The following is a 20,011-nucleotide window of genomic DNA, read 5'->3' as shown; positions in this document are numbered from 1 at the left end:
GCCTACTCCGCTGCCCGGACCGTCTTCTGGGTACCGCCGCGCCGCACCGGATTCAGTTCCGGCGCCTTGCGGTGCAGCGTCAGCCGTCCGACCAGGTGGCTGATCAGCCCGACGGTCAGCGTCGAGCCGCCCTGGACGTGGCCGAGCGAGCTTCCGGTGATCATGAAGACGTGCGCGGCGATCGTCATCAGCAGCGCCACCCGGGTCTTCGTGTCCTGCCACAGGTACTCGACCAGGTACCGCCACAGATCGCGTCCGGCTTTGCGCGCCGGGCCGATCAGGCAGCCGCCCAGCACCAGCACCACGGCCAGCGGGATCAGGAACCTGGTGTCGAAGCCGGGGATGGCGACGCCGCCGAAGGCGACCAGCCAGCCGGCCGCCGCGCTGAACTCCATCGAGCGCAGGACCAGATTGCCGACGTGCGCCAGGCTGTCGTCGTCCGGGCCGGGGCGGGAGGCCAGCACCGCCTCGAGGTCGGCGACGAGGCCGACCGACTCGGGAGTCTCTCTGGGCTCCTTGGATTCCCCGGCTTCTTCGGACTTCCCGGATTCCCCGGACTCCTCGAAGGCCTTGGCGACCGCCTCCTCGAACTCCCGCGCCTCCGACGCCGACTCGGGATCGAGCTCGGCGGCCATCTCGCTGGCCCGCCGCGCCTGCTCCGCCGCCCGCGACAGATCGCCGCTGGCCTCCAGCGCCGCCGCCAGGCTCGCACGGCTCTGCCAGACCCGCGGTCCCAGCCGGACCGCCTGCTCCGCCGCCGCGACCGCCTCGTCGAGCCGGTCCAGCAGCCGCAGTGCCGAGGCGCGCAGGCGGTAGCCCCACTCGTCGCCGGGGGCGAAGGTCACGACCCAGTCCGCGGCGCGCAGCGCCTTCTCGCCGTCGCCGGTCTCCAGGTACACCGCGGCCAGTGCGCGCCAGACACGCACGTCCTGGCTGCCGGCCACGATCAGCTCGTTGAGGACGTCCAGGGCTTGCTGGCGGCGGCCGAGTTCGGCCAGCGCCTCGGCGCGGGCGATGTGCCGTCCGACCTGCTCCGCCGTGAGCGCCGCGGCCGGTGCCGCGACCGCCGCCGGCGCGGCGGGTTCCGCCGGAGCCGGAAGGGGAACGTACTTCACGACCATGGTTTCCTCGAGATCGGCCGCCCCGGCCGGGTCGTCCTCGGCGCCGGCGCCGACCACCTCCCCGGCCGCGCTGACGGCTGCCCGGACCTCGGCCTTGATGGCCATGTCCGTCGTCGCCGCCGGATACCAGACCTCTTGCTCGCCCGATTCGCCGGACATCCGCCAACCCCCTCGTCCGGGCGCGCCGCCCGTCGTCAGTCGCCTGGTATACCCCACCGGCGCGCCGCGAGGCCAGAGGCGGACCGGGGTGGCGGGTCGGACGTGCGATGATCGGGACCAGACAGGGAAGGACGCCCGAGGTGACAGTGGCACTGCCTGAACGAGCCGAGCGCACGCCCCGCCCAGGCGCCTCGCGCCACGACGTCGTCGTGGTCGGCGGCGGCCACAACGCCCTGGTGGCCGCGGCCTTTTTGGCGCGGGCCGGGATGCGTGTCACCCTGCTGGAACGGCTGGACGCCGTCGGGGGCGCCGCGGTCAGCGCCTCGCCCTTCGCCGGCGTCGACGCCCGGCTGTCGCGGTACTCCTACCTGGTGTCGCTGCTCCCTTACACGATCGTGCGGAACCTGGAACTGGTCGTCGAGCTGCGCAGCCGCCCGGTCTCCTCCTACACGCCGGTCCGCCGCTCCGGCGCCGACACCGGCCTGCTGGTCGAGCGCCGCCCCGGCGCCGCGACCCAGGACAGCTTCCGCAAGCTCACCGGGGGCGAGGCTGAGTACCGCGCCTGGACCCGGTTCTATGAGCAGCTGGGCAAGCTGGCCCGGGCGCTGTCCCCGACGCTGTTGAACCCGCTGCTGGGCCGCGGGCAGCTGGAGGCGCTGGCCCGCGAGGAGGGCGCCGGACAGGCCTGGGAGTGGGTGTTCGAGCAGCCGATCGGCGCGGCCGTGGAGCGTTTCTTCGGCGACGACACGGTCCGCGGCGTGGTGCTCACCGACGCCCTGATCGGGACCGACAGCTGGGCCGGCGACGCCAGCCTGAAGCAGAACCGGTGCTTCCTCTACCACGTCATGGGCAACGGCAGCGGGGAGTGGCGGGTCCCGATCGGCGGCATGGGCAGCGTCACCGAGGCGCTGCACCGGTCGGCGGTGGACGCCGGGGCACGGATCCTCACCGGGGTTGAGGTCACGCACATCGAGCCGGACGCCGGCGGCGGCCGCGCGGAGGTCACCTACCGCGACCGCGAGGGCGCCGAGCAGGTCGTCCAGGCCGGATACGTGCTGGCCGGGGTGGCGCCGGCGGTCCTGACCCGGCTGCTCGGGCGCGGCGGCGCGGGCGCTCCGCAGCCGCAGGGCACCCAGCTGAAGATCAACATGCTGCTGGACCATCTGCCGCCTCTGAAGTCCGGGGCGGACCCGCACGTGGCCTTCGCCGGGACGTTCCACATCGACGAGGGCGCGGCGCACCTGAGCCAGGCCTACAAGGACTCCCACGCCGGCCGGCTGCCGGACCCGCTGCCCTCCGAGGTCTACTGCCACACGCTCACGGACCGCTCGATCCTGGGCAAGGACCTGCTCAAGCGGCCCGACGTGCAGACCCTGACGCTGTTCTCGCTGCACACCCTGCCGGGCGGCGCGACGAAGGAGGAGATGGTGCGCGCGGCGGTGGCGGGCCTGGACGCGTATCTGGAGGAGCCGCTGGCGGACTGCCTGCTGCGCGACGCGCACGGCGAGCCGTGCCTGGAGGCCAAGACCACGGAGGACCTGCAGGAGGAGCTGGCGATGCCCGGCGGCCACATCTTCCACCGGGACCTGTCCTGGCCCTACGCCGAGCGCGCGGACCAGGTGGGCAAGTGGGGCGTGGAGACCGGGATCGACAACGTCCTCATCTGCGGCGCTGGCGCGCGCCGCGGAGGCGGTGTGTCCGGAATCCCCGGCCACAACGCTGCACGTGCAGTTCTCGACCGCGTCGCCGACGCGGGTCGTAGGCGCAGCAGCGGGATATGAGGTTCACGTTTCCATTCCTAGCACACGGGGTTTCAGCCTCGTGCCGCGTCCGCGAATTAAGACCCACGATCGTGGGATGATCATCGTTTTGTCGCCCGACCGTGACCGGCGGACGGCGCAGCGCGAGCGATCAGCGGGATTCGGCGGGGCGCTTCCCTCCGGCACGGGCCCGAGCATTCGTCGCACCATCAGGTCCGGGGGAACACGATCGCCGTCGCGATCCCGGCGAGCCCTTCGCCCCTGCCGGTGAATCCGAGCCCGTCGGTCGTCGCCGCGGCCAGCCGCACCGGAGCCCCGGCCGCCTCGCTCAGGACCTGCTCGGCCTCGGCCCGCCGCCCGCCGACGCGCGGGCGCACCCCGACCAGCTGCACCGAGACGTTGCCGATCTCGAACCCGGCCTCGCGCACCCGCCGCGCCGCCTCGCCGAGCAGCTTCAGCCCGGAGGCGCCGGCCCATTCCGGATCGCTGGTGCCGAACTGCGCCCCGAGGTCGCCGAGCCCGGCGGCGGAGAACAGCGCGTTGCACGCGGCGTGCGCGACCACGTCGGCGTCGGAGTGCCCGGCCAGCCCGACCTCGCCGGGCCAGTGCAGCCCGCCGATCCAGAGCTCGCGGCCGTCGGCGAAGGCGTGCACGTCGACACCGATGCCGACCAGCGGCAGCAGCGCGGTCATCGGCGCCTCCTGAGGACGGCCTCGGCCAGGACGAGGTCGAAGGGCGTGGTGATCTTGAAGGCCTCGGCGTGTCCGGGGACGGTGCGCACCGGGAGTCCGAGTGCTTCGACCAGTCCGGCGTCGTCCGTGGCCGGCGCGGCCGGGTCGGCGGCCGCGTGCGCCTTGGCGAGGATGTCCCGGGTGAAACCCTGCGGGGTTTGCACGGCGCGCAGCGTCGAGCGGTCCACGGTCGCGGTCACCAGGTCGCCGTCCACGGCCTTGACGGTGTCGGTGACCGGCAGCACCGGGATCACCGCCCCGGCTCCGCCGCGCACCGCGGCGACGACCGCGCCGATCACCTCGACCGGGGTCAGCGCGCGGGCGGCGTCGTGGACCAGCACCACGTCGCAGTCCGCCGGCAGCGCCGCCAGCGCCAGCGCGACCGACTCCTGCCGGCTCGTCCCCCCGGCCACCACGCGGGTGTCGCCGGGCAGATCGGCCAGCAGCCGCTGCACCTCGGCGACGCCTTGGGGGTCCGGCGGGGCGGCGACCACGACCAGGTCCACCGAGCGGGCGGCGACCAGGGTGCGGACCGCGTGCACCAGCAGCGGCAGGCCGCCGAGCTCGCGCAGCGCCTTCGGGGCGCCCGGGCCCAGCCGCTCGCCCTTGCCGGCGGCCGGGACGATCACGGCGACGCGGCCGGGCGCGGCGGCGCCGGCCGGCGTTCCGGAGCCGGTCTCGGGGGCGGGATCAGTACTCATGCTCACGACGCCGGACATTAGCGTACAACAAGCCGCCGACCCCGGCGGCTGCTGCCGCGGGGGCCGGATGGCGTGCTCACACTGAAAAGAGACGAAGCCTGATCACAACGCGGTGTCCGTCAACAATCGGCGGACAAGGACGTTGCGAACGCGGACTTCTAGGAGGCGAGGACCTCGTCGAGGATGGCGTCGGCCTTGTCCTCGTTCGTGGCCTCCGCCAGCGCCAGCTCGCTGACCAGGATCTGCCGGGCCTTGGCCAGCATCCGCTTCTCGCCGGCCGACAGCCCGCGGTCGCGGTCGCGGCGCCACAGGTCGCGCACCACCTCGGCCACCTTGATGACGTCGCCGGACTGGATCTTCTCGATGTTCGCCTTGTAGCGGCGCGACCAGTTGGTCGGCTCTTCGGTGTGCGGCGCGCGCAGCACGTCGAAGACCCGCTCCAGGCCGCCTTGGTCGACGACGTCGCGCACGCCGACGTACTCCGCCTTCTCTGAGGGCACGCGTACGGTCAGATCACCCTGTGCCACCTTGAGCACGAGGTATTCCTTCGGCTCGCCCTTGATCACGCGGATCTCGATATCCTCGATGAGCGCGGCCCCGTGATGGGGATAGACCACGGTCTCGCCAACTTTGAACGTCATGTGATAAGTGCCCCTTCCGTGGCTCTCCAGGATACCACGCCGTACGCTCGTTCTGAAGACCGTTTGCGCAGGTCAGCGCACCCGTGGGGGCTTGACAAACCCCCCTGTTCCGTGCTCGTGCAGGTGAATCGCCTTCGGCCGGCGGCTTTCGCCGCCGTGGCGGCCCGACGGTCGATCTTGATCGATCCCGAGCGATACCGAGCGCGGGACTGCCGGAAAATCGGGGAATCCCAGCGGGATTACAAGCCCCTCCTGTCTGGGCACAACGCTCTGCAAAGCGCACAATGACGCTACGGCTCCCGACGACGACGCGTGGGGTGGGTGCAGACACTGGTGAACAGTCCAGGCCGCGACAACGGTGATCCTTCGTACGGCTCCTTCGGCGATCCGGGCGGCGACGGCGGCTTCCAGGTCGTGATCGTCCCCGACGACATCTCCGCCCTCGACGCCGAGGTGCGGGCCTACCGGCGGGAGGTAGCACGGGCCAAGGCCCGTGCGAAGGCCTGGTCCGTGCTGACGTGGCCGCTCCGGGCGCTGTCCGGGCTCGGCCGGCGCGTCGGGCGCGCGCTGGGTTTCCTCGTCTTCTGGTGATGTGACCTCGGCGGCGGTGCCCGGCACCGCCGCCGCTCACGTGCGGCGGGCCGCTCCGGCGCGCCCGCGGCACGGTGCTGACACGGCAGTGCCGAGACCGTCTGCGGCGTGCCCGCGGCCGGGGCGCGTAGCGAACATCACGCCGGTGGATCGGGCCCCGGGCCCAGAGCTGATCTGAGGCCCTTTTAGACTGGGCCCCGAGCCGCCGTTTCATCGGGTGGTCGGGAAGTCGCACGAATCGGTGACGACGCCCGGCAGCACCGCGATCGACACCGGCGGCGGCCCGTGAGCCAGTTGGACCGTCTAGGAGCCGTGTTCCGCCGTGAAGAGCACTCCCCCGCCCGTCTCCCACCGCCACCCGTTGAGGAGCCGCTCCGCGGCGCTGTTCTCTCCGCGGTTCGCCCTCATCATCGCCGCAGCCGCCGGCACCGCAGCGGTCGCGACCGGCTGCGCCGCCGGCGACGGCGCCGCGACTCTGCAGATCCGGCCGAACTTCGCCGCCGGGTCGAACGGGACCGTCCAGGCCCTGGACATGGTCGTGGTCGTGGACCCGGCCACCGGCACCGCCCAGGTGACCGGGACCGTGGTCAACAACGGCGACCAGCCGGCCACGCTGTCCGGCGTGACCGTGAACGGCAAGTCCGTGCCCGTCACCGGCGGCAGCCTGGACCTCGGCGCGCACTCGGCGCTGAACCTGGCCGCGCCGAACGGCCCGAAGATGGTGCTCGCCAACTCCGGCTCGGTCCCGGGCCACAACACGCCGGTGGCGCTGAGCTTCGCCGGCGGCGGCTCGATCTCCGTGGCCGCCTCGACCGAGGCGAACACCGGGATCTACCAGCAGTTCCAGCCGTCCACCACGAGCTGAGGCACACCGTGCCGCAGCCGCGGCGCTGGCGGCGTTCGTGTGATGACAGGCCGCTCACCCTCGGTGGGCGGCCTTCGGCCTGTCCGGCCGCGGCGGCCACGCGGGTGACGCGGCTGACGCGGGTGACTCAGCCCACGAGCACCGCGAGGACCGCCCCGAGGATCAGGAACGGCCCGTAGGTCAGCGCGGACTTCCGGTCCATCCGGCCGGTCCGCAGCATGACGAGCGCGAACACCGCCGCCGAGAACGTCCCGGCGAACATGCCGAGCACCAGATCGCTCCAGCCGAGGTAGCCCAGGAACAGCCCGAGCACGGCGGCCAGCTTGGCGTCGCCGAGTCCCATCCCCTCGCCGTCCGGCCGGATCCAGGCCAGCGCGAGGAAGAGGCCGCCGGCCAGCGCCGCCGCTGTCAGCCCTCTGTAGAGCAGGCCCATGTCGCGGCCCAGATAAGCCGCGGTACTCAAGCCCACCAGTCCGAGCACCGCCAGCGGCGCGGTCAGCTGGTCCGGCAGCCGGCGCACCGCCAGGTCGATGAAGGCCAGCAGGACGCAGCCCAGCACGAACGCCAGGAACGCCGGCGTCGCGGCGTCGCTCCCCAGCCGGTGTCCGACCGCGAAGCCGCCGACCGCGGCGACGGCGGCGACGAGCCAGACGCGGGGACCCAGCCGTTCCCGGCACTGATCGCAGTGTCCTGCCCACAGCGCGAACCGGAGCCCGCCGCCGGGGAGGCGCTGACCGCAGTGTCCGCAGCGGTAGCGCGCGGGTGTGCCGGCGTCGACCGACATCTGATACGCCCCGCGCGCCAGCGCCGGTCCGCACAACGCTGCGACCAGGGCGATCGCCACGCCCACGTCCATGCGGCCTCCTCGTCGGCCGGTCATCGCCCCGGCCGTGTCCGCGCCGGGCCCAACCAGGGGTCCCGGTCGCCGATTCGCGCTTGTCAGGGCGGACCTTATCCCCTGAGGCGGCTGGCCGTAGACTTCCGAGTCATGCGTATGACGTTGACGGTGGTGGATCCTGTCCAGGGCTCCTGGATGGACGCACTGCTGGACGCGGACGGGGAGTCATCGATCCCACAGGTCGCGGACCAGTTGGGTCGAATGCTGGGGGCGCAGGGTCAGAACCCGGGGTCACCACCCCTCCTGTTCGTGGACGGCAATCTCGTGGACCAACGCCACTCTTTGGCGTCCTCACCTTTGCGTGAGGGCTCAGTGGTTTCCCTCCACAATCCCTCGGGCTGTCTGCCCGCGGAGCCCTACGGCACAGTCGAGGTCCGGGTCGCCGGCGGACCCGACGCCGGCGGCGTGCACCGAATAAACCCCGGTTACGCCGACATCGGCCGGTCCCGGCGCAACCGTGTGAAGATCGACGATCCCGGCATACCCGACTTCGCGCTGCGCGTCAGCCTGGACGTCAGAGGTGTGATCCGCGTGGCCCCGTACGAGGGCGTGGCCGCGACGCTGGAGAAGCAGCCGCTGGCCGGGGAGGCCGAGTGGAAGCCGGGGGAACAGGTCGTGATCGGCACGACCATCCTCGAGGTCGGATACTTCACGCCGCCGGACGCCGCGCTGACCCCGTCGGAGGACGGCGCGTTCCTGGACTACAACCGGCCGCCGCGGATCCTGCCGCCGGAGCGCAAGACCCGGTTCCGGCTGCCGACGCCGGTCAAGGACGAGCACAAGCGGCCGTTCCCGATCGTGATGATGATCATGCCGATGATGGCCGCGGTGGTCATGGCCGTGGTCATGAACCGGATGACGTACCTGCTGATGGCGGGCATGTCGCCGATGATGATGCTGGGCAACTTCTTCCAGGACCGCAAGACCGGCAAGAAGACCTTCGCCCAGCAGGTCGCCGACTACGAGGCCAAGAAGGCCCGGATCGAGAGCGAAGCCCGCGAGGCCCTGACGCTGGAGCGCAACGCCCGGCGCCAGGAGAGCCCGGACCCGGCGACGCTGCTGGACATCGGCATCGGCCCGCGCCAGCGGCTCTGGGAGCGGCGCCGCCGCGACACCGACCACCTGCTGCTACGGGTGGGGACCCTGGACCAGGACTCCGAGGTCGTGCTGGAGGACCCGGAGCAGGACGAGCACCGGCGCAACGTCGCCTGGACCGTCCCGGAGGCGCCGGTGACCATCCCGCTGAAGGAGCGCGGCGTGATCGGCGTGGCCGGTCCGGCCGGCACCCCGCGGGCCCTGGCGCGCTGGCTGGTGGCGCAGACCGCTGCCCTGTCCAGCCCGGACGACGTGCAGTTCGTGCTGCTCACCGACTCCCACGCCCAGCAGGACTGGGAATGGATGCGGTGGCTGCCGCACCTGCGGCCGGGCTCCGGGCAGAACGCCAGCGCCCTGATCGGCACCGACGCCGAGACCGTGGCGCAGCGCATCGCCGAGCTCGGCCAGCAGCTGAGCTTCCGCATGAAGGAGCAGATGGCCCGGGCCAGCAGCCCGACCGAGCAGGTCGCCTTCAAGGACCCGGACATCGTGGTGATCCTGGACGGCTCGCGCCGCCTGCGCTCGATGCCCGGCATGATCCAGATCCTGCAGCAGGGCCCGGCGGTCGGCATCCGGTCCATCTGCCTGGACGGCGAGGACCGCTTCCTGCCCGGCGAGTGCCAGGCGATCGTGGTCGTCGAGCCCGAGGGCCTGCGCGTGCAGCAGGTCGGCAAGGACATGCAGCGCGGCATCCGGCCGGACGCGGTGTCGCCGGTGTGGTGCCAGCGCCTGGTGCGCGGGCTGGCCGCGGTGCGCGACGTCTCCGGCAACGAGGAGGCCAGCGGCATCCCCAACTCCTCGCGTCTGCTGGACGTGCTGGGGCTGGAGCCGCCGACGAGCCAGGCCATCGCGGCGCGCTGGACCATGGGCGGCGAGACCACGATGGCGATGCTGGGCGAGTCCTTCGACGGACCGTTCGGGATCGACATCCGCCGCGATGGTCCGCACGGTCTGATCGCCGGTACCACCGGTGCCGGCAAGTCAGAGCTGCTGCAGACGATCGTGGCCTCGCTGGCGGTGGCGAACAAGCCGACCGCGATGACCTTCGTGCTCGTGGACTACAAGGGCGGTTCGGCGTTCAAGGACTGTGTCCAGCTGCCGCACACCGTGGGTATGGTCACCGACCTGGACAACCACCTGGTCGAGCGCGCCCTGGAGTCGCTGGGCGCCGAGCTGAAGCGGCGGGAGCACATCCTGGCCGAGGCCGGCGCCAAGGACATCGAAGACTTCGGAGACATCCGGAAGAAGAACACGCACCTGGCGCCGATGCCCCGGCTGCTGATCGTGATCGACGAGTTCGCCTCGATGGTGCGCGAGCTGCCGGACTTCGTCACCGGTCTGGTGAACGTCGCCCAGCGGGGCCGCTCGCTGGGCATCCACCTGCTGCTGGCCACGCAGCGCCCCTCGGGCGTGGTCTCGCCGGAGATCCGGGCGAACACCAACCTGCGGATCGCGCTGCGCGTGACCGACGGCAACGAGTCGACGGACGTCATCGACGACCCGTCGGCCGGGTTCATCTCCAAGTCCACGCCCGGCCGCGCCTACGTCCGGCTCGGCGCCAACTCCCTGGTGCCGTTCCAGGCCGGACGCGTCGGCGGGCGGCGCCCCGGCGCCAACGTGGTGTCGCAGTCCTCGGTGTGGAGCACCCGGCTGGACTGGCCGGGCCTGGCCGCCGCGCCGCCGAAGAAGCCCGAGGGCCCGAAGGTCGAGACGGACGCGGAGATCACCGACCTGAAGGTGCTGGTCGACGCGATCCGCGAGGCGAACGCGGCGATGCAGATCCCGCCGCAGCACTCGCCGTGGCTGCCGGCGCTGCAGGACACGGTGCTGCTCTCGGACGTGCCGCCGGTGCGCCGGCACGGCGGGCACGACCTGGCGCCGATCCCGTGGGGCATCGACGACCTGCCCTCGCTGCAGGCGCGGCGCGCGGCGGTGCTGGACTTCGCCTCGCTGGGCCACATGCTCATCGCCGGCGCGCCGCGTTCGGGGCGCTCGCAGGTGCTGCGCACGATGGCCGGGGCGATCGCGCTCACCCAGACCGCGGCCGACGTGCACATCTACGGCATCGACTGCGGCTCCGGCGCGCTGCTGCCGCTGACGGCGCTGCCGCACTGCGGCGCGGTGGTGCAGCGGCAGCAGTCCGAGCGGGCCATCCGGCTGATCAACCGGCTGAACCAGGAGATCGCCGACCGGCAGGAGAAGCTGTCGGCGCAGGGCTTCGCCGGGATCGTCGAGCAGCGCATGTCGGTGCCGCCGGACCAGAAGATGCCGCACATCGTGGTGTTCCTGGACCGCTGGGACGGGTTCCTGGGCTCGCTCGGGGAGATCGACGGCGGCGCGCTGACCGACCAGATCATGAAGATCATGCGCGAGGGCCAGGGCGCCGGCGTGCACGTCATCATGACCGGCGACCGCCTGGTGCTCAGCGGCCGCATCGCCTCCCTGACCGAGGACAAGCTCTCCTTCCGGCTCCCCGACAAGTCCGACTTCGGACTCATCGGGCTGCACCCGCGCAAGATCCCCGACGAGATGCCGACCGGGCGCGCCTTCCGCGCCGAGTCCGGCCTGGAGACCCAGGTCGCGATGCTGACCGCGGACGGCGCCGGCCAGGCGCAGGCCGCGGCGCTGGCGGCGATCGCCGAGCAGGCCAAGGCCCGCGACGCGCAGATCCCGCGGGCCCGCCGGCCCTTCCGGGTCGACGTGCTGCCGGCCCGCATCTCGCTGGCCGAGGCCTGGGAGCTGCGCGACGAGGCCTCGCAGGGCCGTCCGCTGTGGGCGATGGCCGGCGTCGGCGGCGACGAGCTGATCGGCGCCGGACCGGACCTCGGCGACGGCGTGCCCTCGTTCGTCATCGCCGGCCCGCCGAAGTCCGGCCGCTCCACGATGCTGATGATGATGGCCCGCACCCTGGTGGTCCAGGGCTCGCAGGTCATCCTGGTCGCCCCGCGCAACTCGCCGCTGCGCAAGATGGCCGGCGAACGCGGCGTCCTGGCCGTCTTCGAGAACGCCGACCTGGCCGAGGCCGACCTGCGCGCCGCCCTCGACGCCGCCGGCGGCCACCCGGTGGCGGTCCTCCTCGACGACGCCGAGATGCTCAAGGACGCCCCCGCCAGCCAGGTCTTCCGCGACATCATCAACATGGGCGGCGACCGCGGCCAGGCCCTGGTCCTGGCCGGCGGCGCCGAAGACCTGAACAGCGGCTTCAGCGGCTGGCACGTCGACGCCCGCCGAGCCCGCCGCGGCGCCCTGCTGTCCCCCCAGTCCCCGATGGACGGCGACCTGATCGGCGTCCGCATCAGCCGCAGCCAGGTCGGCGGCCAGATCCAGGCCGGCCGCGCGCTGCTGCACCTCGGCGACGGCGAGATCCGGACGGTGCAGGTTCCTGCGGAGTAGCGCGGGGTGGGTGGTTTGTGGATCGGTAGGTCGGTAGGTCGGTAGATCTGCGGTTCGGCGACGGCGGTCGGGGGTTTCCTCGGCCGCCGTCGGCGTTGGGGAAGGATGCGGGGCGGTTGATCGGAAGATCGGATGCCGTCGCGCGGGGCGAGCTAGTGGATCGCGCGCGCCTCGGCTGGGCGGTCGGGAGCCCGCAGCTGTATGTAGATTGCGCGCCCTGGGTAGGCGGTCGGGGGCGCGGCAGCTATTTTTTGCCCCGCTGCCCCGCTGCCCCGCTGCCCCGCTGCCCCGCTGCCCCGCTGCCCCGCTGCCCCGCTGCCCCGCTGCCCCGCTGCCCCGCTGCCCCGCTACCTGGTCACGCGCAGGCCGGATGCCCCCATTTCCCGGAGTCGAGCTTCGTGATCTTCTCGCCGGCGTCGTAACCCTTGCCGCAGGAGCAGGTGCCCGCGAACTTCGCCTGGATGGTGAAGGCTTTCTTCGGCTTGGTGTCGGTGCCGTTGCTCTTGCTGCCGCCACCGGAGCTGCCCGCAGCGCTGCTACCACCGGAACGGCCACCACCGGAGCGTCCGCTCCCGGCGGGCCGGTCCGGCGTCCCCGGAACCTGCGCGGCGTCCGTGCCCTCCAGCGCCTGCTGACTGATCGCGCTGGCACTCGCGGCGCGGTCGGCGAGGTCGTTGTAGGGATCGCCGTTGACCTGGTGCGCCGCGACATGGACGAAAGCGACGTCGCGGGTGGCCAGCAGGGCATCGATCTCGCGGATCAGGTCGGCATTGGCCACCGGCTTCTTGCTCGCGGTCAGCCACCCGTTCTTCTTCCACGAGGGAAGCCACTTGGTCACAGCGTTGATCGTGTACTGCGAATCCAGCCGAGCTTCGACCTGCGCGCCCGGACCAACCTCCACCAGCAGCTCCCGCAGCGCGGTCAGCTCAGCGATGTTGTTGGTCGCATGCCCCAACGGACCCGAACGCCAGCGCAGAACCTTCCCATCCGCGTCAGCCAGAACCCAGGCCCACGCCGACGGACCGGGATTACCTTTGGTGGCGCCGTCACAGGCGGCGATGAGACGCTTCTGGCTACTGGGCATCCGTCAATGGTGGCAGACAGGACGCCATCCCCCCGCCCCGACCTCGCCGCGACCGCCATCATGAAACAGACTGGGGCAACACCCGCCCGGTTGGGTACCATGGCGGCGGATCAGATCGCTTCGCCGATCATCCGGTCCAGCCGCTGTGGCGCAATTGGCAGCGCACCTGTCTTGTAAACAGGCGGTTAGGGGTTCGAGTCCCCTCAGCGGCTCACTACTGGTCCGGCCATACCGTGGCGTGGATCCGGACGTAGGGGAAGTCCGTGGCGTCGCGTCCCTGTCTCACGATGAGGACTGCCGCGTACTGGTTTCCCGGGTTCGCCGCGGTGTGGGCGACGCGTATGCAGTAGGTGTCGCCTGGTACCGCCGTCATGTGCCGTACGTTCTGCGCTCCGATCAGGGTTGCGCACGCTTGTGGGCTCGGGGCTGACGCTTCGGTCCAGCGGGCGGCGCCGAGGTTGGCGAAGAAGGTTCCGTCGAAGGCGGCGCTGATGTCGGGGTCGCCGGACTGGTCGGGGCTTGGGGGGATGGTGGCCAGTGAGTATCCGAGTGGGTTGACCTGGACGTCGCCTTGCCACTGGGGGAGCGGGGCGGGGGTCGGGGTGCGCACTTGTGTCGGGGACGGTCGGGGTGCCGGCGATGAGATGCCGCTTCCGCCGGCTGCTGGTGGGCGCTGCGGTCTGGTCGCGGTTGCAGTCGTGGTCACCGCTGACGCGGGATCGCCTTCCGGGTCGGAGCAGAGCAGCGTGATCATTCCGGCGACGGCGATGAGCAGGGCCGCGAGCCCGGTCAGGATCGCGGCCACCGATTTGGCGTGCTCGGAGAACCGCCATCGGTGCCGGCCGTCGCCGGACTCCACGCCGTCCGCGCCGCTCGTCACGTCCACCCCTGCGAATGAGAGCCTTGATTCCTCGTAAGGCTAGCCTTCCCGCAGGCGGTCGAACAGGTGTCGGAACGCTGATGCCCGCGCCAATGCCAACGCTGATGCCCGCGCCAACGCCGACACCCCCGCCTCAGCGCCGCGGCGGGTTGGGCTGCACCGGCCGCGCGGGCGGCGGGGGCAGCGGGCCGGAGGGCGGATCCTTCGGTGGGCGCTGCGGATTGGTCGCCGAACCGGCTCCGAGCCTGGCCAGCGGGAGGAAGTCCCATGCTGTCGCGCCCGGCTCGGTCCGTACGGTGAGGAAGACCTCGAACCCCTCGGGTACCAGCGACCGGTCTCCATCGCGCAGCGGCGCCGGTTCGGTCCATGCCGCGTTCACGAAGTGCACCGGCCGGTGCCCGAAGTACTTCCTTGCCCGCGAGCAGTCGGTGCCGAGGATCGTGCGGCCCAGACACGCCGCGCACAACAGCAGACCGCTGTCGGGGTCGCGTCCCACCGCGTTCCCCTCGCAGCCGCAGGAATGCTGACACCGTCGCATGGTCCCTCCCGCCAGTGGGCAGCGCCCCCGAGCGTAAGCCCGGGCGGGCGAGGTGATCAGCGGTTTCGCCGAAGAGATCACTCGGACGAGTGGCGCGCGGCGGTCCTTCCCCCCTCTTCGCGGCAGCTCTCGGACTGGATGCCGTCTGCGCAGGTCAAGTGACCGCCCCGGGCACGCGGCACGACTTCAGTCGCAGCCACCCCCCAGCCTCGAGTCGTACGCCGACCTCTCGGACCACCGCCAGGCGACTACCCCCGGACAAGCCCGCCGGGCGACGACCCGGACCCCCCTGGGTTCTTACCTTTTTCTTGGGCCCGATCCGCACGGGCCGCCGACACCCGGCCTCACAGCCAGCAGCACCCACACCACGTTTTCCGGAGGGGTTTCCATGTCCGCCACCACCCGAGAGCCCGCCCCCAGCGGCTACGCGGTCCTCGCCCGCGACCTCGTCAAGACCTACGGCTCCGGCGCGACCGCCGTCCGCGCGCTCGACGGCGTCACCGTCGGCTTCGGCCAGGGGGAGTTCACCGCGATCATGGGCCCGTCCGGGTCCGGCAAGTCCACGCTGATGCACTGCCTGGCCGGCCTGGACACCGCCACCGCCGGCTCGGTGCAGATCGGCGGGGTGGAGCTGACCAAGCTGAACGACAAGGCCCTGACCCTGCTGCGCCGCCGCCGGATCGGCTTCATCTTCCAGTCGTTCAACCTGCTGCCCACGCTGACCGCCGAGCAGAACATCCTGCTGCCGCTGGACCTGGCCGGCCTCAAGCCGCCGAAGCAGTGGTGGGACCAGGTGATCGGGGTCCTGGACCTCGGCGCGCGGCTCAAGCACCGCCCCGGCGAGCTCTCCGGCGGGCAGCAGCAGCGCGTGGCGTGCGCCCGGGCGCTGATGAGCCGCCCGGAGGTGGTCTTCGCCGACGAGCCGACCGGCAACCTGGACTCCCGCTCGGGCGCCGAGGTGCTGGCGTTCCTGCGGATGAGCGTGCGCGAGTTGGGCCAGACCGTGGTGATGGTCACCCACGACACGACCGCCGCTTGCGCTGCAGACCGCGCGGTGTTCCTCGCCGACGGCGTCATGCGCGGCGACGTCCTGTCTCCGACTCCGGACTCGGTGACCGCGCAGCTGCGCATGATCCGTCCGGACCGCGTCGCGGCCGGGGAGTGAGACACAGATGTTCAAGACAGCGCTGGCGAACCTGCGGGCCCACAAAGCCCGCATGCTCCTGTCCTCGATCACCGTGCTGCTCGGCGTCGGCTTCGTCGCCGGCACGCTGATCTTCACCGACTCCATCAAGCAGTCCTTCTACGACAGCTTCGCCCGGCAGGCCAAGAACGTGGACGCCGCCGTCACCCCGGCAGGCGGGCTGCAGGTGTCGAGCATCGAGAACCAGCAGGACAAGAAGACGGTGAACCCCGCCGCTCTGGACGCCGTCCGGAACCTGCCGGACGTCGCCTCGGCCGAGGGCCGCGTCCTCGGTCCGGCGCCGATCCTGGACAAGACCGGCAAGCTCGTCAAGGAGAACGGCGCCACCGGCGTCGGGGTCTCCTTCCCCACCGACGCCAAGCTCGGCTACTTCGACTTCGCCTCCGGCCGCGCCCCGCACGCCGCCGGCGAGGTCGCGATGGACAAGTCCACCGCCGAGGACCGGCACTTCGCCCTCGGCGACCAGGTGACGGTCGTCGACCATGGCGACCGGCGCGAGACCTTCCGTCTGGTCGGCGTCTTCGACACCAGCACCGACAAGACCTACGCCGGCCAGACGGTCGTCGGCTTCGACACCGTGACCGCGCTGCGGGTCACCGGCAGCGCCGGCTACGACCAGATCGCGGTGCGCGCCAAGGCCGGGGTGAGCCAGGACAAGCTCGTCACCGACCTCAAGGACCTGCCGGCTCTCGACGGCAGCGGCGACACGTTCTACACCGGCGCGCAGATGACCACCGAGCTGTCCAACAAGGCGATCGGCTACATCGGCGGCTTCGGCACCTTCCTGCTGGTCTTCGCCATCATCGCCGCGCTGGTCTCGGCGCTGGTCATCCAGAACACCTTCCAGATCCTGGTGGCGCAGCGGGCCCGCGAACTGGCGCTGCTGCGCTGCGTCGGGGCGACGCGGCGCCAGGTGTTCGGCAGCACGCTCATCGAAGCGTTCGTCTTCGGGACGCTGGCGTCCGTCGCGGGCTTCTTCACCGGGATCGGGCTGTCTCAGGGCCTGGGCGCGCTGCTCAACGCCGCCGGGCTGAACATGCCGACCGACCACCTGGTGATCAAGGCGAGCGCGGCGCTGTACTCGGTCGGTCTGGGCCTGGTGCTGACCGTGGGGTCGGCGATCCTGCCGGCGCGCGCCGCCACCCGCGTCGCCCCGGTGCAGGCGCTGTCCGCGCAGCTCGGCGAGACCCGGGTGACCCGCAAGGCGGGCCGCGTCCGCGTCGGCATCGGGCTGCTGCTCGCCGCCGCCGGGATCGCCGTGGGCTACCTCGGGATGCAGAACCAGGACCGCGGCAGCGGATTCATGGTCCTGACCGTCGGCGCCATGGTGACCTTCGTCGGCGTCCTGGCCCTCGGGCCGGTGATCGCCTCGCCGGTGATCAGGGTCCTGGGCTGGCTGCCCGGCAAGGTCTTCGGCCCGACGGCCCGGCTGGCGACCGCCAACGCCGGACGCAATCCGCGCCGGGTCGCCGCGACCACCGCCGCGCTCACCATCGGCATCACGCTGGTGACGATGTTCACCGTGGTCACCGCCTCCATCAAAGCCTCGGCCACGGACTCCATCAGGCAGCACTTCCCCTTCGACTACCAGGTGGTCGCCGCCCCGGACCGGGCGATCCCGGCGGGCACGGTCGCCGAACTCAAGGCTCTGCCGGAGCTCGGCGCGGTCGCGGCGGAGTACGACGGCAAGCTCACCCTGAACGGCCAGTCCGAGCAGGCCGGCGCGATGGACGCGGCGGGCTACCACACGCTGATCAACCCGATCATGAAGCAGGGCTCGATCAGCGACGTGGTCCCGGGCGCCGTGGCGCTGCTGGACAGCCAGCTCAAGTCCCTGCACACGGCCGTCGGCCAGACGGTCACGGCGACCGCGGCGGACGGCCGCACCGTGACGCTGAAGGTCGTCGCCAGCTACGAGGACAGCGGGATCGGCATGCCGGAGGTGGCGGTCTCGGTCCCGGACTTCCAGCGGCTGCTGCCGTCGAAGGGCCCGGACACGGTCGCCATGCTGGCCCGCTCCGGAGCCTCGCTGACGGCCTCGCGGGCCGCGATCGAGGCCGCGGTCGGCGACGACCCGCTGTTGACCGTGAACAGCGTCGCGGACTACAAGAACCAGCTGAACAGCAGCCTGGACCAGATCCTCGCGCTGTTCACCGCGATGCTGGGGCTGGCGATCCTGATCGCGCTGATCGGCATCGCCAACACCCTGTCGCTGTCGGTGCTGGAACGCACCCGCGAGAGCGCGCTGCTGCGGGCGCTCGGACTCACCAAGCAGCAGCTGCGCCGGATGCTGATGGTCGAGGCGATGCTGATGGCGGTCCTGGGGGTCTCGCTGGGGATCGTGATGGGCGGCGGCTTCGGCTGGGCCCTGGTGCACCTGGTCGCCAAGGCGACCGGCTCGGCCAGCCTGGCGATCCCGTACACGCAGCTGCTGATCTACGTCGTGGCGGGCGCCCTGGCCGGGGTCCTGGCCGCGGTGGTCCCGGCGCGCCGGGCGGCACGGCAGACGGTCGCGACCGCGATCACGGAGGCCTGAGAGGGGAGCCGCCCGGCTGGAGGGGACAGCGGGGGATGGGGAACGGGGGATCGGGGGAACGGGGAACGGGGATCGGGGATCGGGGATCGGGGAACGGGGGAACCGGGGATCGGGGGATCGCAAGGGGCGGTCCGGCGCACATCGCGCCGGACCGCCCCTTGTCACTGCCCCGTCACTGCCCCGTCACTGCCCCGTCACTGCCCCGTCACTGCTACCGAGTCAGTGCCGCCGAAGGCCGAGCCCTACTGCAGGTATCCCTCGACCTCGCCGACCGCGCGGGCCTTCGCCTCTCCCGGGTTCCCGCCGGTCTCCTGCTTGGCCCGCCGCTGCCGCAGCAGGTCCCAGCACTGGTCCAGCTCGTTCTCGGTGGTCTTCAGCGAGGTGAGGTCCTCGGGCGTGGGGTTCGGGTGCGACCGCAGCCGGTGTTCTTCCGCGACCAGCTCTTTGATGCGTGCGCCGATCCCGGCGTCGTTGGTGGTGTCAGCCATGGGACAACCGTATGCCGCCGCGCGGCGCGGCGCAGTTCCGCGCCAAGGGGTGATGCTTCGCCGACGGCTCTACAACCGGGCTGCTACAGCCCGATCAGCCGCTTGAGCCGGCGGAACGGCGCGCGCAGCCACAGCGCCCGCTCCGAACGCCGTGCGCCGCCGGTCCGGGGCAGCACCGCGATCATGGTCTGCAAGGCTTCCTGGGCGTTGTTGTCGTCATGCGCCGCCGGCGGCGCGTCGACCATCGCCGCGAAATGGCGGTCCAGACGGTCGGCCACAGCCTGGTTGCCCAGGTTCAGCGGCGGCACGCCGACGCGCCGCGGCGGAGTCATCGGACCCGCCGTAGAACCGCTCGCCTGAGACATCGCCACCCTTAGAAGGTAGCGCATGGCGCACCACCCGGCACAGAGGTTCGGTGTTCCGTTATCCCGTTGTGCCGAGTGCTGAATGTCACACCGGATCAGAACCCTGTCTGACCAGGGCCTGACCCGGGCGGCACCGCAGAGGTCTGAGATGTCGCACGTTCGCGGTGTCGCCCGGCTCCGGGTTCTGCTACAGCCCGGCCGGGAAGTTGTACGAGGCGGGGACCTGCGGCGTCTGGTCCTTCGCGCCGACCCAGACCACGATCTCGTCGTGCGCCTTGAGCACGTACTGCGCCGGGTCGCCGGCCACTTCCTTGCCGTTGACGATGACGTGCAGCGCCTTGTCGGTGCCGAGGGCGACCGGGCCGACCTGGGTGGCGGACATCGGCTGTCCCCACTCGGTGAAGAACTGCCCGAGCTTGAACGGCACGTCCTTGCCGGACTCGATGTGCACCACGCCGCTGGTGTCGTGGGTGTGCAGCGCGGTGATCGTCTGGGCGTTCTCGTCGATGCCGACGTACTGCGGCACGGTGACCGGCTGCCCGTCGACGATCACGTCGAGGTGCGCGTGGTAGTGGACCTGCAGCATCTCGCTGCCGAGCATCGGCAGGCCGGCCTTCAGCGCGGTCGAGGTCTGGTCCGGGTTCCGCGCCCAGCCGCCGGCGCTCGAGGGCGCCCCGCCCGTGGACGTAGCAGCCGTCGCGGCCGTCGTGGACGGCGCGGCCGGCGACCCGTTCGCCGAGCCGCTCGAGCCGTTCGACGAGCAGGCGGTCATGATCAGCGCCGTCGCCGCCGCCGCGAGGCCGAGCGCGGCACGCTTGGGGATACTCATGGCGCCCAACCCTACCGAGCGCGGGGGCGTTTCCAGTTCGAATTCAAACAATTACTCCCGTGAGCATCCTCACCCGGGCGATCGGGAACTTCTCACCCCACGCCGCCGCGACGCGAAGCGGGCGGCGCACCA

General features: G+C 71.7%; 17 protein-coding genes and 1 tRNA gene. 7 read left to right on the top strand and 11 right to left on the bottom strand.

Annotation, left to right across the window (positions count from 1 at the left end):
• Positions 1-2: 2 nt before the first annotated feature.
• Positions 3-1,280 (bottom strand): tetratricopeptide repeat protein, encoded by a 1,278-nt coding sequence (locus CACI_RS40270; RefSeq protein ID WP_015796697.1) that lies wholly within the window; start codon positions 1,278-1,280, stop codon positions 3-5.
• Positions 1,281-1,387: 107 nt separating this feature from the next.
• On the opposite strand from CACI_RS40270, the gene CACI_RS40265 reads away from it, so the two are divergent.
• Positions 1,388-3,061, top strand: coding sequence for a phytoene desaturase family protein (locus CACI_RS40265; RefSeq protein WP_015796696.1), 1,674 nt, complete (start codon positions 1,388-1,390; stop codon positions 3,059-3,061).
• A gap of 188 nt (positions 3,062-3,249) precedes the next feature.
• Here CACI_RS40265 and ispF read toward each other — a convergent pair whose 3' ends face one another.
• The 3 genes from ispF to CACI_RS40250 form a co-directional block, all read right to left on the bottom strand.
• Entirely contained in the window at positions 3,250-3,732 is a 483-nt protein-coding gene (gene ispF, locus CACI_RS40260) for a 2-C-methyl-D-erythritol 2,4-cyclodiphosphate synthase (RefSeq protein WP_015796695.1), read from the bottom strand.
• On the bottom strand, positions 3,729-4,472 hold the full coding sequence (gene ispD / locus CACI_RS40255; protein WP_049872169.1) for a 2-C-methyl-D-erythritol 4-phosphate cytidylyltransferase: 744 nt from the start codon (positions 4,470-4,472) through the stop codon (positions 3,729-3,731). The genes ispF and ispD overlap by 4 nt, the downstream gene beginning before the upstream one ends.
• Before the next feature lie 158 nt (positions 4,473-4,630).
• The gene (locus CACI_RS40250; RefSeq protein ID WP_015796693.1) at positions 4,631-5,113 is read right to left on the bottom strand and encodes a CarD family transcriptional regulator; all 483 of its coding nucleotides are present in this window, start codon (positions 5,111-5,113) and stop codon (positions 4,631-4,633) included.
• A 333-nt stretch (positions 5,114-5,446) separates the two neighbouring features.
• Between CACI_RS40250 and CACI_RS40245 the strand changes: the two genes are divergently transcribed.
• Positions 5,447-5,704, top strand: coding sequence for a hypothetical protein (locus CACI_RS40245; RefSeq protein WP_143765587.1), 258 nt, complete (start codon positions 5,447-5,449; stop codon positions 5,702-5,704).
• Between the two features lie 322 nt (positions 5,705-6,026).
• The gene (locus CACI_RS40240; protein WP_015796691.1) at positions 6,027-6,569 is read left to right on the top strand and encodes a lipoprotein; all 543 of its coding nucleotides are present in this window, start codon (positions 6,027-6,029) and stop codon (positions 6,567-6,569) included.
• A 127-nt stretch (positions 6,570-6,696) separates the two neighbouring features.
• Here the strand turns inward: CACI_RS40240 and CACI_RS46770 are convergent, their stop codons facing one another.
• Positions 6,697-7,425, bottom strand: coding sequence for a prepilin peptidase (locus CACI_RS46770; protein WP_015796690.1), 729 nt, complete (start codon positions 7,423-7,425; stop codon positions 6,697-6,699).
• A 132-nt stretch (positions 7,426-7,557) separates the two neighbouring features.
• Between CACI_RS46770 and CACI_RS40230 the strand changes: the two genes are divergently transcribed.
• The gene (locus tag CACI_RS40230) at positions 7,558-11,955 is read left to right on the top strand and encodes an FtsK/SpoIIIE domain-containing protein (RefSeq protein ID WP_041540754.1); all 4,398 of its coding nucleotides are present in this window, start codon (positions 7,558-7,560) and stop codon (positions 11,953-11,955) included.
• Between the two features lie 355 nt (positions 11,956-12,310).
• On the opposite strand, the gene CACI_RS40225 is transcribed toward CACI_RS40230, so the two are convergent.
• The gene (locus CACI_RS40225) at positions 12,311-13,039 is read right to left on the bottom strand and encodes a ribonuclease H family protein (RefSeq protein ID WP_015796688.1); all 729 of its coding nucleotides are present in this window, start codon (positions 13,037-13,039) and stop codon (positions 12,311-12,313) included.
• 139 nt (positions 13,040-13,178) lie between these two features.
• Here CACI_RS40225 and CACI_RS40220 point away from each other — a divergent pair.
• Positions 13,179-13,251: transfer RNA gene (locus tag CACI_RS40220), tRNA-Thr, on the top strand.
• Positions 13,252-13,253: 2 nt separating this feature from the next.
• On the opposite strand, the gene CACI_RS40215 is transcribed toward CACI_RS40220, so the two are convergent.
• Both CACI_RS40215 and CACI_RS40210 read right to left on the bottom strand, forming a co-directional pair.
• Complete coding sequence (locus tag CACI_RS40215; RefSeq protein ID WP_041540753.1) at positions 13,254-13,925, bottom strand: hypothetical protein; 672 nt, start codon at positions 13,923-13,925, stop codon at positions 13,254-13,256.
• 127 nt (positions 13,926-14,052) lie between these two features.
• Positions 14,053-14,415: a hypothetical protein gene (locus CACI_RS40210; RefSeq protein ID WP_041540752.1), complete on the bottom strand. Its 363-nt coding sequence runs from the start codon at positions 14,413-14,415 to the stop codon at positions 14,053-14,055.
• Positions 14,416-14,845: 430 nt separating this feature from the next.
• Between CACI_RS40210 and CACI_RS40205 the strand changes: the two genes are divergently transcribed.
• Complete coding sequence (locus tag CACI_RS40205; RefSeq protein WP_015796685.1) at positions 14,846-15,622, top strand: ABC transporter ATP-binding protein; 777 nt, start codon at positions 14,846-14,848, stop codon at positions 15,620-15,622.
• A gap of 7 nt (positions 15,623-15,629) precedes the next feature.
• Positions 15,630-18,197: an ABC transporter permease gene (locus tag CACI_RS40200; protein WP_015796684.1), complete on the top strand. Its 2,568-nt coding sequence runs from the start codon at positions 15,630-15,632 to the stop codon at positions 18,195-18,197.
• Positions 18,198-18,439: 242 nt separating this feature from the next.
• On the opposite strand, the gene CACI_RS40195 is transcribed toward CACI_RS40200, so the two are convergent.
• The 3 genes from CACI_RS40195 to CACI_RS40185 form a co-directional block, all read right to left on the bottom strand.
• Positions 18,440-18,685 (bottom strand): DUF2630 family protein, encoded by a 246-nt coding sequence (locus CACI_RS40195; protein ID WP_015796683.1) that lies wholly within the window; start codon positions 18,683-18,685, stop codon positions 18,440-18,442.
• 83 nt (positions 18,686-18,768) lie between these two features.
• Positions 18,769-19,017, bottom strand: a complete 249-nt coding sequence (locus CACI_RS40190) for a hypothetical protein (protein WP_015796682.1) — start codon at positions 19,015-19,017, stop codon at positions 18,769-18,771.
• Positions 19,018-19,237: 220 nt separating this feature from the next.
• Positions 19,238-19,879, bottom strand: coding sequence for a hypothetical protein (locus CACI_RS40185; protein WP_015796681.1), 642 nt, complete (start codon positions 19,877-19,879; stop codon positions 19,238-19,240).
• Between the last annotated feature and the right edge of the window lie 132 nt (positions 19,880-20,011).

The sequence above is a fragment of the Catenulispora acidiphila DSM 44928 genome, assembly GCF_000024025.1.
In the GTDB taxonomy this organism is placed as follows: Bacteria; Actinomycetota; Actinomycetes; order Streptomycetales; family Catenulisporaceae; genus Catenulispora; species Catenulispora acidiphila.
Note: the sequence above shows the minus strand (reverse complement) of the source record. Positions and strands in the feature narration are given on the sequence as shown.

Coding starts and splice junctions, on each gene's coding strand:
- CACI_RS40270 (WP_015796697.1), bottom strand. CDS start 1,280: ATGTCCGGCGAATCGGGCGAGCAAGAGGTCTGGTATCCGGCGGCGACG.
- CACI_RS40265 (WP_015796696.1), top strand. CDS start 1,388: ATGATCGGGACCAGACAGGGAAGGACGCCCGAGGTGACAGTGGCACTG.
- ispF (WP_015796695.1), bottom strand. CDS start 3,732: ATGACCGCGCTGCTGCCGCTGGTCGGCATCGGTGTCGACGTGCACGCC.
- ispD (WP_049872169.1), bottom strand. CDS start 4,472: ATGAGTACTGATCCCGCCCCCGAGACCGGCTCCGGAACGCCGGCCGGC.
- CACI_RS40250 (WP_015796693.1), bottom strand. CDS start 5,113: ATGACGTTCAAAGTTGGCGAGACCGTGGTCTATCCCCATCACGGGGCC.
- CACI_RS46770 (WP_015796690.1), bottom strand. CDS start 7,425: ATGGACGTGGGCGTGGCGATCGCCCTGGTCGCAGCGTTGTGCGGACCG.
- CACI_RS40230 (WP_041540754.1), top strand. CDS start 7,558: ATGCGTATGACGTTGACGGTGGTGGATCCTGTCCAGGGCTCCTGGATG.
- CACI_RS40225 (WP_015796688.1), bottom strand. CDS start 13,039: ATGCCCAGTAGCCAGAAGCGTCTCATCGCCGCCTGTGACGGCGCCACC.
- CACI_RS40205 (WP_015796685.1), top strand. CDS start 14,846: ATGTCCGCCACCACCCGAGAGCCCGCCCCCAGCGGCTACGCGGTCCTC.
- CACI_RS40200 (WP_015796684.1), top strand. CDS start 15,630: ATGTTCAAGACAGCGCTGGCGAACCTGCGGGCCCACAAAGCCCGCATG.
- CACI_RS40195 (WP_015796683.1), bottom strand. CDS start 18,685: ATGGCTGACACCACCAACGACGCCGGGATCGGCGCACGCATCAAAGAG.
- CACI_RS40190 (WP_015796682.1), bottom strand. CDS start 19,017: ATGACTCCGCCGCGGCGCGTCGGCGTGCCGCCGCTGAACCTGGGCAAC.
- CACI_RS40185 (WP_015796681.1), bottom strand. CDS start 19,879: ATGAGTATCCCCAAGCGTGCCGCGCTCGGCCTCGCGGCGGCGGCGACG.